The sequence below is a fragment of the Protofrankia sp. CiP1_Cm_nod2 genome (assembly GCF_920664355.1).
GTDB lineage: Bacteria > Actinomycetota > Actinomycetes > Frankiales > Frankiaceae > Protofrankia.
In genome coordinates, this window is sequence record NZ_CAKKTL010000108.1 from 1 (window position 1) to 13,455 (window position 13,455).

A 13,455-nucleotide genomic window follows, 5' to 3' on the forward strand; every position below is an offset into this window, starting at 1 on the left:
GGGCACGGCGGCCGGGGCCGTCAGCGCCGCGCTGGACCCCACCACCGGCCGGCCGCGGCGCTTCGCCTACCCCCCGAACCTCGTCGTCGTCGACGGCGGCCCGCCGCAGGTCGCCGCGGCGCGCCGGGCCCTCGACGCGCTCGGCATCGACAGCGGCCCCGGCGGGGTCGCCCTGTGCGGGCTGGCCAAGCGCCTGGAGGAGGTCTGGCTGCCGGACGAGGAGGATCCGGTGATCCTGCCCCGCACCAGCGAGGCGCTGTACCTGCTGCAGCGGGTCCGGGACGAGGCGCACCGGTTCGCGGTCACCTACCACCGGCAGAAGCGCTCGAAGAGCATGGTCCGCTCGGCCCTCGACGACGTCCCCGGCCTCGGGGAGACCCGCCGCAAGGCGCTGCTGCGCGCCTTCGGCTCGCTCGCGCGGATCCGGCAGGCCACCGTCGAGCAGATCGCCGAGGTGCCGGGCATCGGCCGGCGCACGGCCCAGGCGGTCGTGGACGCGCTCGCCCCCACCGGCCCCGGCGGCGCGGACGCCACCCCGGGTGCGGTCGACCCGTACACCGGAGAGATCCTGGACAGCGCGGACGCCTCACCATCCGCACCATCCGCGGCCCCGGCAGGCAGTCCCGCGCCAGCCACGGCCACCAGCGTTCACGACACCAGCCGCGCCACCGCCCCTGACCCCGGTCCTGACGCCACACCGACACGGGGTGTTCCCACATGACCTCCGCCGCGCCCGCCGCGCCACTTGAGCTCGCCATCATCACCGGGCTGTCCGGAGCCGGCCGCAGCACCGCGGCCAAGTGCCTGGAAGATCTCGGCTGGTTCGTCGTGGACAACCTGCCGCCAGCGCTGCTGGCCACCATGACCGAGCTCGGGCTGCGTTCCCAGGGCGCGGTCAACCGCATCGCGGTGGTCGTGGACGTCCGCGGCCGGGCTTTCTTCCCCGACCTGCGCGCGACCCTGGACGCGCACGCCGCCCGCGGCATGCACCCGCGGGTGCTGTTCCTGGAGGCCGCGGACGAGACGCTGGTGCGCCGGTTCGACCATGTCCGCCGGCCGCATCCGCTGCAGGGCGACGGCCGGGTGGTCGACGGCATCAGCCGTGAGCGCGCGTTACTGGCGCAGCTGCGCGGCGAGTCGGACCTGGTGCTGGACACCACCGACCTCAACGTCCACGAGCTGCGCGCGAAGATCGACGCGGCGTTCGGCCAGCCGTCGGGGACCAGGCTGGCCGCGACGGTGGTCTCCTTCGGCTACAAGTACGGCCTCCCGCTCGACGCGGACCTGGTGGCCGACTGCCGGTTCCTGCCGAACCCGCACTGGGTGGCGGAGCTGCGGCCGTACACCGGCTGCGACCCGCAGGTACGTGACTACGTCCTTGAGCAGCCCGGGGCGGAGGAGTTCGTCGAACAGTACGCGGCGCTGCTGCGGCTGGTGGGGGAGGGATATGTGCGTGAGGGCAAGCGGTATCTGACGCTCGCGGTGGGCTGTACCGGCGGCAAGCACCGCAGCGTGGCAGTGGCCGAACAGCTCGCCGGGCGGCTCGCCGGGGACGGCGTCGGCGTCCGGATAGTGCACCGTGACCTGGGGCGCGAGTGACCGTCATCGACCGAGCGCCCATCGGCCGGGCGCCAGGGCCCGGCCCCGCGGTGGTGGCCTTCGGCGGGGGGCACGGGCTGGCCGCGTCCCTGCGGGCGCTGCGGCGCATCACCCACCGTCTCACCGCGGTTGTGACCGTAGGTGACGACGGGGGCTCGTCAGGCCGGCTGCGGGCCGAGCTGGACGCGCTGCCCATGGGTGATCTGCGGATGGCACTGGCCGCCCTGGCCGGCCCGGACACCTGGTCGTCCGCCTGGGCGGAGCTGTTCCAGCACCGGTTCGGCGGGGACGGGCCGCTGGCCGGGCACGCCGTCGGCAACCTGGTGCTCACCGCGCTCGCCGAGCGGCACGGCTCCCCGGTGGGCGCGCTCGACCTGGCCGGCAGGCTGCTGGGGGCCGCCGGCCGGGTGCTGCCGCTGTCCGACGACGGCATCGACATCGTCGCCCGGGTCGCCGGCCTCGACCCGGGTGACCCGCACGCCACGGTGGAGGTCCGCGGGCAGGCGGCGGTGGCCACCACGGCCGGGCGGGTGGTGAGCGTGTATCTGCGGCCGGCCAAGCCCGCCGCCTGCCCGCCGGTGCTCACCGCGATCGACAGCGCCGAGTGGATCGTGTTCGGCCCGGGGTCGCTCTACACCAGTGTGCTGCCCCACCTGCTGGTGCCCGAGGTCACCGGCCGGCTGCTCGGTTCGCCGGCCCGCCGGGTCATGGTGCTCAACCTGGTGCCGCAGCCGGGCGAGACCGAGGGCTACCTGCCGGAGGAGCACCTGCGGGTCATCGGGACGCACGTGCCGGAGCTGGCCCTCGACGTGGTGATCGCCGACCCCGACGCGGTGCCCGACCCGGCCGCGCTCGCCCACGCCTCGGCCGAGCTGGGGGCGCGGCTGCACCTGGCGCCCGTCGCCCATCCCGGCGAACCGCGCCACGACCCCCGGCGGCTGGCCGCCGCCTTCGAGGCGGTGTTCGGGCTGACGCCGGACAGCCGGCCGGGGCGGGAAGAGCACGCGGGAAGAACAGAGATCTTCCGACCGGGCCCCGGGCCCTCGGCCGGCGCCGCACCCGGTGGCGCGTGGCCCGGCGCCGGGCGACCGGTCGGGAACGACGAGCTTGTCAGCGACGAGGCGGCATCGGCCGGTGGGACGCGCGGTGGCCCCGCCACCGCCGGCCGGTCGTGTGAAGGTGAGGAATGATTCGTGTGGCTGCAATGACCGCCACCGTCAAGGACGAGCTCAGCCGGTTGCGGGTGGCCAAGCCGTGTTGCCGCCGCGCGGAGATGGCCGCGCTGCTGCGCTTCGGCGGCGGGCTGCACATCGTGCGCGGCCGTATCGTCGTCGAGGCCGAGCTCGACGCGGGTGCCACCGCGCGGCGGCTGCGCCGGGAGATCGCCGAGGTCTTCGGCTTCCCGTCCGGTATCGCGGTGCTCGCCGCCGGCGGGCTGCGCCGGTCGGTGCGCTACATCGTCCGGGTGGAACGCGACGGTGAGCAGCTCGCCCGGTCGACCGGGCTGCTCGACCAGCGGGGCCGGCCGGTGCGCGGGCTGCCGCCGCAGGTCGTCACGGGCGCGGCCTGCGACGCCGCGGCGGCGTGGCGCGGGGCGTTCCTGGCGCACGGCTCGCTGACCGAGCCGGGCCGGTCGTGCTCGTTGGAGATCACCTCGCCGGGGCCGGAGGCGGCGCTGGCGCTGGTCGGCGCGGCCCGGCGGCTGGGGGTGGCGGCCAAGAGCCGGGACGTGCGCGGGGTGGACCGGGTGGTGATCCGGGACGGGGACGCGATCAGCGCGCTGCTGACGAAGATCGGCGCCCATGACAGCCTGCTGGCTTGGGAGGAGCGCCGGATGCGCCGGGAGGTACGGGCGACCGCGAACCGGCTGGCGAACTTCGACGACGCCAACCTGCGGCGCTCCGCCCGGGCGGCGGTGGCGGCCGGGGCCCGGGTCCAGGCGGCGCTGAAGATCCTGGGGGACGACGCGCCCGGCCATCTGCTGGCGGCCGGCCAGCTGCGCCTGGAGCACGCCCAGGCGTCCCTGGAGGAGCTGGGCTCGCTCGCGGACCCGCCGTTGACCAAGGACGCGGTGGCCGGCCGTATCCGGCGGCTGCTCGCGCTGGCGGACAAGCGGGCGCACGCGCTCGGGCTGCCGAACACCGAGGCGAGTGTCTCTCCGGATCTTCTCGAGAACGCCTAGCGAGCGGGCCGCCAACTACGCGATCATGTTCTTTCCGTGCTGCCACGGGTGCGCAGCTCGGCGCCTCACCGGTGTCGGCTGGTATATCCTTAGCAATACTAAGTAAAAGGGATATTACCGTCTCCGCCGAGATGGTCGGATGGGACGGCCGGACGACGGCGCGACAACCGGCCCCGCGGGCCCTGACTCGCGTCGGCGAGAGCATGCTTCTTCTCTCTGACGCAGGCCCGCAAGGCCCGGCACACGCCAGGATGGTCCGCGAGGGAACGCGGCAAGGAGGAGATATGGACAGCTTCGGCAGCACAGGTCATCTCAAAGTCGGTGACCACACGTATACGATCCGCCGGCTGGACGCGGTGCCCGGAGCCGACCGGCTGCCCTACAGCCTGCGCGTCCTGCTGGAGAACCTGCTGCGCACCGAGGACGGTGCCAACATCACGGCCGGCCACGTGCGCGCGCTCGCGGCCTGGGACCCGGCCGCCGAGCCGAGCCAGGAGATCCAGTTCACGCCGGCTCGGGTGATCATGCAGGACTTCACCGGCGTGCCGTGCGTGGTCGACCTGGCCGCGATGCGCGAGGCCGTGACGGCGCTCGGCGGGGACCCGGCGAAGATCAACCCGTTGGCGCCCGCCGAGCTGGTGATCGACCACTCGATCATCGCGGACGTCTTCGGCCGCGCCGACGCGTTCGCCCGCAACGCCGAGCTGGAGTTCGGCCGCAACCGCGAGCGCTACCAGTTCCTGCGGTGGGGCCAGGCGGCCTTCGACAACTTCACCGTCGTCCCGCCGAACACCGGGATCGTCCACCAGGTCAACCTGGAGTACCTCGCCCGGGTGGTCTTCACCAGGGACACCCCCGACGGCCGGCTGGCCTACCCGGACACGCTGGTCGGCACCGACAGCCACACCACAATGATCAACGGGCTCGGGGTGCTCGGCTGGGGCGTCGGCGGCATCGAGGCCGAGGCCGCCATGCTCGGCCAGCCGGTCAGCATGCTCATCCCGACCGTGGTCGGCTTCAAGCTCACCGGCGAGCTCACCCCCGGCACCACCGCCACCGACCTGGTCCTGACCATCACCGAGAAGCTGCGCCAGCACGGTGTGGTCGGCCGTTTCGTCGAGTTCTACGGCGAGGGCGTGGGCAACGTCCCGCTGGCGAACCGGGCCACCATCGGCAACATGAGCCCCGAGTACGGCTCGACCTGCGCGATCTTCCCGGTGGACGCGGAGACGCTGGCCTACCTGCGGCTGACCGGCCGTCCCCAGGAGCAGATCGACCTGGTCGAGGCCTACACCAAGGAGCAGGGGCTGTGGCACGACCCCGGCCACGAGCCGGTGTACACCACCACCCTGGAGCTCGACCTGTCCACGATCGAGCCGTCGCTGGCCGGGCCGCGCCGCCCGCAGGACAGAGTGCCCCTGCGCACCGCCAAGACCGCCTTCCGCACGGCGCTCACGGACTACGCCGGCTCCGCCGCGACCGCCCCGGCCGCGCTGGTCAACGGCGGCGCGGACGAGGCCAGCGCCGAGTCCTTCCCCGCCAGCGACCCCGCGGCCGCGTTCGCGGACAAGGCCGGCGACGCGCCGGTGTCGTCCAACGGTGTCGCCGGTGACGTCGCCGACCGCCCGTCCAGCCCGACCCGGGTGACGCTCGCGGACGGCACCAGCTTCGAGATCGACCACGGCGCGGTCGCGATCGCCGCGATCACCTCGTGTACGAACACCTCCAACCCGCAGGTCATGGTCGGTGCGGCGATCCTGGCCCGCAACGCCGTCGAGCGCGGCCTGACCCGCCGGCCGTGGGTCAAGACCACCCTCGCCCCGGGCTCCAAGGTCGTCATGGACTACTACGAGCGCGCCGGGCTCACCCCGTACCTGGACAAGCTCGGCTTCAACCTGGTCGGGTACGGGTGCACCACCTGCATCGGCAACTCCGGCCCGCTGCAGGAGGAGATCAGCCAGGGTGTGAACGACGGTGATCTGGCGGTGGTCAGCGTCCTGTCCGGCAACCGCAACTTCGAGGGCCGGATCAACCCGGACGTCAAGATGAACTACCTGGCGTCCCCGCCGCTGGTCGTCGCCTACGCGCTGGCCGGCACGATGGACATCGACCTGACCAGCGACCCGCTCGGCACCGACACCGCCGGCAATCCGGTCTACCTGCGCGACATCTGGCCGAGCGAGGCCGAGGTCGCCGAGGTCGTCGGGGACGCGATCCGCTCGGAGATGTTCACCGAGGACTACGGCGACCTCACCGGGGACAAGCAGTGGCAGTCGCTGCCCACCGGCGACGGGGGCGAGGTCTCCCAGACCTTCGCCTGGGCCCCCGACTCGACCTACGTCCGCCACCCCCCGTACTTCGAGGGGATGCCGGCGACGCCGGCGCCGCGCCCGGACATCGTCGGCGCCCGGGTGCTGGCGCTGCTGGGCGACTCGGTGACCACCGACCACATCTCGCCCGCCGGTTCCATCAAGCGGGACTCGCCGGCCGGCCGCTACCTGGTCGAGCACGGCGTCGACCCGAAGGACTTCAACTCCTACGGCTCCCGCCGGGGCAACCACGAGGTGATGATCCGCGGGACGTTCGCCAACATCCGGCTGCGCAACCGGCTCGTTCCCGGCGTCGAGGGCGGGGTCACCCGCCACCTGCCCGGCGGCGAGCAGCTGGCGATCTACGACGCGGCGCAGAAGTACGCCGCCGCCGGGGTGCCGCTGGTCATCCTCGCCGGCAAGGAGTACGGCTCGGGCTCGTCGCGTGACTGGGCGGCCAAGGGCACGGCGCTGCTCGGCGTCCGCGCCGTGATCGCCGAGTCGTACGAGCGCATCCACCGCTCCAACCTGATCGGGATGGGCGTCCTGCCGCTGCAGTTCCCGCCCGGGGAGTCGGTCACCTCGCTCGGCCTGACCGGCGAGGAGACGTTCACCATCGTCGGGCTCGCGGACGTCGACGAGCGGACCGCCACCCTCACCGTCCAGGCGGACGACAGGCGCTTCGACGCGGTCGTGCGCATCGACACGCCGGGGGAGGCGGAGTACTACCGCAACGGCGGCATCCTGCCCTACGTCCTGCGTTCGCTGCTGGCCCAGTAGCACGCGGCCGGGCGGCGGGGCCCGGGGCCGCCACCGCGCGCCGCGCGGATACCGGCGGTGCGGGCCCCGCCGGGGCCGGTGCGACAAGGCCGTCGAGAGTGCTTGCACGAGGCTCTCGGCGGCCTTGCGCCGTTCTCCCCTCGCGCTCCCCTCGCGGGGGTGCGGCCGGCCCGTGCGCCCGGCCGCACCCGCGTCCGATCATCAATGCGAGAACTACGCCAGGCCATGGGAAAATGTGCGAACTGTTTACTTTGGGGGTGTTGCGTCCCCATGTGTGCCACCCGATATCGTTTGACACAGCACCAGCGCACCCCAGAGACCAGCGTCTCTGTCCTCCAGAAGACACGCGCCGGATCGAGACGCCCAGTCCTGCCCCGGTCCGGCGCCCCCTCCGAGTAACTACAAGGTAGGAGCGAGGCCCCCCCAGGTCCTGACGGTTTTCTCCCGAATCGTCGCCGAGCCACGTTCATGTCATGGTCACGTCCATGTCATGGTCACGTCATGGTTCGGAAGCCAGGGACCGCGGTGCCTTGCGGGCGTACGGGAAGGAACACGTGTTGCTCCCACGTGGCGTGATCCGCTTCCCCCCGAGCGGGGAACCCGCTGGTCGCGGTCGCCATCGCGACCAGGCGCCGGTGGGTGAGGCCGATCGCGAATCCCTGTACCGCCGGATCTGGCTGAGCCCGCAGTCCCGCCGGGTCGCCACCATCGCCGCGGTCACGACCGGGACCCTGGCCGCCTCGACCGCGGGCTTCGCCGCGACGATGCCGGGCCCGGGTGGCAACGCCTCGTTGGAGCCCACCGCCACCACCGACACCGCCGCCGCCTCGGTGATCGGCGGCGGGTCGCGCACGGGCACCCTGGCCGCGTCCGCCGTCGGGCTGGCCGGCCGGATCGGCGTCCCGGACCCGAGGCTGACCGAGGTGTCGATCGTCCCGGACAGCGCGACCATCGCACCGGACGCGCCCGTCGTCTTCACCGTCCGCGCCACCCAGCTCGGCAGCGGCCAGCCCGTCACCAACCAGCGGATCCGGATCGCGGTGGCGAACGGGCCGCAGTGGACCACCACCGCCCAGCTGCAGACCGACGCCAGCGGAACCGCGAAGATCACCACACGGCTGCTGTCCACCACGACGCTGACCGCGGTGTTCGACGGCACCAACGCCCTGCGCCCGTCGCTGGCCAACGCGACCACCGTCACGGTGCGCAGCCCCACGGCGTCCGGCCCGGCCACCGGCTCGACCACCAGCAGGCTGACGGCGACGGCCCCCACGGTCATCCCGGGCAGCTCCATCGGCCAGAAGATCGTCTATCTCGCCTCGCTGCAGAAGGGCAAGCCCTACGTCTACGGCGCGGCCGGCCCCAACGCCTTCGACTGCTCGGGGTACGTCCAGTACGTGTTCAAACAGCTCGGCCGCTACCTCCCCCGCACGGCGCAGCAGCAGTACGACGCCTCCATCCACATCCCCAAGGCAGCCAAGCAGCCCGGTGACCTGATCTTCTTCGGCTCGCCGGACAACATCACGCACATCGGCATCTACGCGGGCAACGGCTACATGTGGGCCGCTCCCCAGACCGGACGGACGATCAACCTCCAGCCCATCTACACCAGCACCTACTGGGTGGGACGTTTCCTGTAGAGCACGGCTGGCCGTCGCCCGTCGTCTACCCTTCTCCCTGTGCGGTGGGCGGCGTCGCCGCCTCGGTGTACCGAGGGAGAGGAGGTGCCGGGCGTGGCCGCTGCGGCAGCTCCCTCCGACCGGGTGCTGACGGTCCCGAACCTGCTCTCCGCCCTGCGGCTGGCCGGGGTCCCCGTCTTCCTGTGGCTGGCGCTGGGACCCCACGCCGACGGGGCGGCGCTCGGCGTGCTCGCCTTCGCCGGCGTCAGCGACTACCTCGACGGCAAGCTCGCCCGGGCACTCGGGCAGACCAGCCGGCTGGGCACCCTGCTCGACCCGCTCGCCGACCGCCTCTACATCTTCGCGACGATCATCGCGCTGACGCTGCGGGACATCGTCCCCTGGTGGTTCGCGGCGCTGCTCGTCGGCCGGGACGTCCTGATCGCGGCCACCATACCGCCGGTGCTGCGGCGGCTGGGGTACGGCCCGGCGCTGCCCGTGCACTACCTGGGCAAGGCCGCGACCTTCAACCTGCTCTACGCCTTCCCGCTGCTGCTGCTCTCGGCCGGGGACGGCTGGCTGGCCACCGTCTCCCGCCCGTTCGGCTGGGCGTTCGCCATCTGGGGCACGGCCCTGTACTGGTGGTCGGGGATCCTCTACGGCGTGCAGCTGCGCCAGCTCGTCCGGGCGGCCCGCGGCCCGCGGCCACCGCTGCCCCCCCGCGAGGATCCCGGGCCCGGTCAGGGGCAGGGCCAGGGGCGGGCGGACGCGGAAGCCGGCCGGCTGGACGCGGAGGTCGGCCAGTGAGAGCCGTCGTCATGGCGGGCGGGGAAGGGACCCGGCTGCGCCCAATCACGGCCAACCAGCCCAAACCGCTGCTCCCCGTCGTCAACCGGCCGATCATGGAGCATGTGCTGCGGCTGCTACGGCGGCACGGTGTCGACGAGACCGTGGTCACCCTGCAGTTCCTCGCCGCCCACGTCCGCGCCTACTTCGGGGACGGCGACGAGCTGGGGATGCGCCTGTCGTACGCGACCGAGACCACCCCGCTGGGGACCGCCGGCAGCGTCAAGAACGCGCAGGACGCGCTGCGCCACGACCCCTTCCTGGTGATCAGCGGGGACGCGCTCACCGACATCGACCTGACCACCCTGATGGCGCATCACCGCAAGAGCGGGGCGCTGGTCACCGTCGCGCTCAAGTCCGTCCCGAACCCGTTGGAGTTCGGGATCGTCATCACCTCCGACGACGGCCGGATCGCCCGCTTCCTGGAGAAGCCGACCTGGGGGCAGGTGTTCTCCGACACGGTCAACACCGGCATCTACGTCATGGAACCGGAGGTCCTCGACCATGTTCCCGCCGGCGAGCGGGTGGACTGGTCCGGTGAGGTGTTCCCGAAGCTCGTCGCCGCAGGGGCGCCGCTGTTCGGCCACGTCGTCGCCGGCTACTGGGAGGACGTCGGCACCCTCGACAGCTTCCTGCGGGCCCAGGCCGACGTGCTCGACGGCAAGGTCGACGTGGACATCGGCGGCTTCGAGGTCTCGCCGGGGGTGTGGATCGGCCGGGACGCGGACGTCCACCCCGAAGCGGTGCTCACCGGCCCGCTGCTCGTCGGTGACTACAGCAAGGTCGAGGCCGGCGCCGAGCTGCGTGAGTTCACCGTCATCGGCAGTAACGTCGTGGTCAAGTCCGGCGCCTTCCTGCACCGGGCGGTGGTCCAGGACAACGCCCAGATCGGGCCGCAGACAAGCCTGCGTGGCTGCGTGATCGGCAAGAGCACCGACGTGCTGCGGGCCGCGCGGGTCGAGGAGGGCGCGGTCATCGGTGACGAGTGCGTGATCGAGGAGGAGGCGTTCGTCTCCCACCACGTCAAGGTCTACCCGTTCAAGACGATCGAGGCCGGGGCGGTCGTCAACACCAGTGTCATCTGGGAGTCCCGGGGGCGGCGCTCGCTGTTCGGCCCCCGGGGGGTGTCGGGGCTGGTCAACGTCGAGATCACACCGGAGCTGGTGGTCCGGCTCGGCAGCGCGTACGCCACGACCCTGCGCAAGGGCTCGACGGTGACCACCGCCCGGGACACCTCCCGGGCCGCCCGGGCGCTCAAACGCGCGGTGACCAGCGCCCTGACCGCCAGCGCGATCGACGTGCGGGACCTGGAGGCCGCGCCGATGCCGCTGGTCCGTTTCGACGTCCGTTCCTCCGACGCGGCCGGCGGCGTCGTCATCCGCGCGGCCGCGGGGGACGCCGAACGCGTCGACATCATCTTCCTGGACGCCGAGGGGAGCGACCTTTCCCCTGCCGTCCAGCGCACGCTCGACCGGGTCGTCAGCCGCCAGGAGTTCCGGCGGGCGTTCCCCGACGAGATCGGGGAGCTGCGCTTCCCGGCCCGCACGACCAGCAGCTACGCCCGGGACCTGCTCGACCGGGTGGACACCGCCGGCCTGGCCGAGGCCGGCCTGAAGATCGTGATCGACGCGGCGGGGGGAACGGCGTCCCTGGTCCTGCCGACGCTGCTGGGACATCTCGGGGTGGACGTGCTCACCGTCAACGGCCGGCTGGACCAGACCGTCCAGGCCCATCAGCCCGGCACCCGGCACCGGCACGCGCTGGACCGGCTCGGGGAGCTGGTGGCCAGCTCCCGGGCCGCGTTCGGGGTCCGCTTCGACCACATCGGTGAACGGATCACGATCGTGGACGAGCGGGGGGACCCGATCGACGACGAGCGCGCGCTGCTGGTCTTCCTCGACCTGGTCGCCGCCGAGAACCGGGGGGCCGAGGTTGTGCTGCCGGTGACGACCACCCGGGTCGCCGACCAGGTGACCCGCTTCCACGGGCTGACGGTGCGCCGGACCTCGCTGTCCGCCGCCGACCTGACGCGGGCCGCGGGCGCGGCGGGCGTCGTCTTCGCCGCGGACGGCCGCGGCGGTTTCGTCGTCCCCGAGTTCGCCTCCGCGATCGACGGCCTGGCCGCGTTCGTCAGGCTGGCCGCCCTGGTCGCCCGGACCAGGCTGACTCTCAGCGCCATCGACGCGCGTATTCCGCCGGTCCGCGTCCTGCGCCGTTCCGTGGCGACGCCGTGGGCGGCCAAGGGGACGGTGATGCGCCGGATCGTGGAGTCGGTCGACCCCGACGGGGGATGCACGATCGACACCACCGAAGGTGTCCGGGTGATATGCCCGGACGGATCCTGGGTGCTGGTGCTGCCCGACCCGGCCGAAGCCGTCACCCACCTGTGGGCCGAGGGAAGCGCCACCACCGACGGCGACCAGCTCCTCCAGCGCTGGAGCGCCATCGCCGAGGGGACCCGCTCCGCGGGCGATGCCGTCCGGTGACGAGGGTCCCGTTCACCTGCTGGGGCCGCCGCGCGGGGATGCGCCGGATGCGGGCGTCGCGGGGGATATCGGGGCGATATGCCGCGGTGCCGCATTGCGGCGGGTTGCGCTGCCCCGCTACGCTCGGCCCGCCGGGTGGCCGGCCGGCCGTAGGGTTGAGCCCGGGCGCGGCAGCCGGCCGGACGCGGTCCCGGGCCGGCCGCGCTGCGGGCGGCCGGTGTGGGCTTGGCAGGTGTGAGCGGCCGGGTGGGCGGCGTTCGTCACGTCGCGGGCGTCACAGGAGTACCACAGGAGTGTCGGAGCTGGCTGGTGACATGGGCGTTCGCCGCGTGTCGCCGACGGCCTTGAGGAGTATGGAGGCAACCCCGCGTGTACCCGGAGGACCTGAAGTACACCAGGGAGCACGAGTGGGTCCGGGTGAGCGAGGCCACCGTGCGGGTGGGTATCACCTCCTACGCCCAGGAGGCCCTCGGCGACATCGTTTTTGTGACACTGCCGGCGGTGGGGGAACGGGTGGAGGCCGGCCGGCCGTTCGGAGAGGTGGAGTCGACCAAGAGCGTCTCCGACGTCTACGCGCCGGTATCAGGGGAGGTGATCGCCCGCAACGAGGTGCTCGACAGCACTCCCGAGCTGGTCAACTCCGATCCCTACGGGGAGGGCTGGCTGGTCGAGCTGGCTGTCGACGACACGTCCGCGACCGTGTCACTGCTGGACGCCGCTGCGTACGTCCAGCACGTGAAAGCGCAGTAAAGGTCTACGGAACATCCACGGAACATCTACGGAATGCTGCCAGTCGTTCGCGTTGCCGCTACGGACGCCACGCCGGAATAGCTCTCCTGCTCCCCTTTTCGCGGCAGTGGGCCTGATGCACTAGCCTCGTTGTGCGCCGGGAAGGCGATACGAGGCCGCGATCTCACGGCCGGTATTGCCTGTTCCGGTCTCGGAGCCGTTACCGGATGAGGGGGACGGGATGGCTCTGAGGAGGCAGCGAACGTTTTCGCCACCCCCAGGCGAGGTGGCCCGAGCGGCCGGCCAACCGCGTCCGCGGCGGTCCGGCAGGAAGCAGACGCGACCGTGTTCTGCACGAGGTGCGGACAGCAGAACCCGACCGATGCCCTGTACTGCGCACGGTGCGGGTCTCCACTGGTACGTCCAGGTGAGCCCATCGCGCCGGAGCGGCCTGCCGAACAGACCTCCACGCTCAATCTCGCCGCCGCCCTCTCCGGCGTCGAGGGTGAGCATGCCGACGAGTCGACCGAGCGGGACGCGGTCGCCGCGGTCGACGCGCTGCCGCCCGGCTCCGGCCTGCTCGTCGTCAAACGTGGCCCCAACGCGGGCAGCCGCTTCCTGCTGGACGCCGACCTGACCACCGCCGGCCGCCATCCGGAGAGCGACATCTTCCTCGACGACGTGACCGTCTCGCGCCGTCACGCCGAGTTCCACCGCTCGCCGTACACCAAGGGCTTTGCCGTGCGTGACGTCGGCAGCCTCAACGGCACCTATCTCAACCGCGAGCGGATCGACTCCGCCGAGCTCTCCAGCGGCGACGAGGTACAGATCGGCAAGTTCCGGCTGGTGTTCCTGACCGGGCCGGTGCCGTTGACGGGCGGCGGGGGCCCGCAGTGAGCCGAGGG

General features: G+C 72.6%; 10 protein-coding genes. All 10 read left to right on the forward strand.

Going from position 1 to position 13,455, the window contains the following annotated elements; genetic code table 11:
- Window positions 1-721: helix-hairpin-helix domain-containing protein (locus tag NBW84_RS13480; RefSeq protein WP_250285061.1), on the forward strand; the 721-nt coding region annotated here is incomplete at its 5' end.
- Window positions 718-1,599, forward strand: coding sequence for an RNase adapter RapZ (rapZ, locus tag NBW84_RS13485; protein ID WP_250285063.1), 882 nt, complete (start codon window positions 718-720; stop codon window positions 1,597-1,599). The genes NBW84_RS13480 and rapZ, both read left to right, overlap by 4 nt.
- Window positions 1,596-2,789, forward strand: a complete 1,194-nt coding sequence (locus NBW84_RS13490) for a gluconeogenesis factor YvcK family protein (protein ID WP_250285066.1) — start codon at window positions 1,596-1,598, stop codon at window positions 2,787-2,789. Before rapZ ends, NBW84_RS13490 begins: the two co-directional genes overlap by 4 nt.
- Window positions 2,786-3,781 carry a DNA-binding protein WhiA gene (gene whiA / locus NBW84_RS13495; protein WP_250285067.1) on the forward strand — a complete coding sequence of 332 codons (996 nt, stop codon included), beginning with the start codon at window positions 2,786-2,788 and terminating at the stop codon, window positions 3,779-3,781. Before NBW84_RS13490 ends, whiA begins: the two co-directional genes overlap by 4 nt.
- Before the next feature lie 284 nt (window positions 3,782-4,065).
- A complete protein-coding gene (locus tag NBW84_RS13500; protein WP_250285069.1) occupies window positions 4,066-6,870 on the forward strand; it encodes an aconitate hydratase in 2,805 nt (934 codons plus the stop codon).
- A gap of 635 nt (window positions 6,871-7,505) precedes the next feature.
- On the forward strand, window positions 7,506-8,510 hold the full coding sequence (locus tag NBW84_RS13505; protein WP_250285072.1) for a C40 family peptidase: 1,005 nt from the start codon (window positions 7,506-7,508) through the stop codon (window positions 8,508-8,510).
- A 93-nt stretch (window positions 8,511-8,603) separates the two neighbouring features.
- The gene (locus tag NBW84_RS13510; protein WP_250285074.1) at window positions 8,604-9,296 is read left to right on the forward strand and encodes a CDP-alcohol phosphatidyltransferase family protein; all 693 of its coding nucleotides are present in this window, start codon (window positions 8,604-8,606) and stop codon (window positions 9,294-9,296) included.
- An 11-nt stretch (window positions 9,297-9,307) separates the two neighbouring features.
- Window positions 9,308-11,821: a sugar phosphate nucleotidyltransferase gene (locus NBW84_RS13515; RefSeq protein ID WP_250285085.1), complete on the forward strand. Its 2,514-nt coding sequence runs from the start codon at window positions 9,308-9,310 to the stop codon at window positions 11,819-11,821.
- Window positions 11,822-12,190: 369 nt separating this feature from the next.
- Window positions 12,191-12,571 (forward strand): glycine cleavage system protein GcvH, encoded by a 381-nt coding sequence (gene gcvH / locus NBW84_RS13520; protein ID WP_250285076.1) that lies wholly within the window; start codon window positions 12,191-12,193, stop codon window positions 12,569-12,571.
- A gap of 324 nt (window positions 12,572-12,895) precedes the next feature.
- Window positions 12,896-13,447: an FHA domain-containing protein gene (locus NBW84_RS13525; RefSeq protein ID WP_250285078.1), complete on the forward strand. Its 552-nt coding sequence runs from the start codon at window positions 12,896-12,898 to the stop codon at window positions 13,445-13,447.
- The last annotated feature ends 8 nt before the right edge of the window (window positions 13,448-13,455 follow it).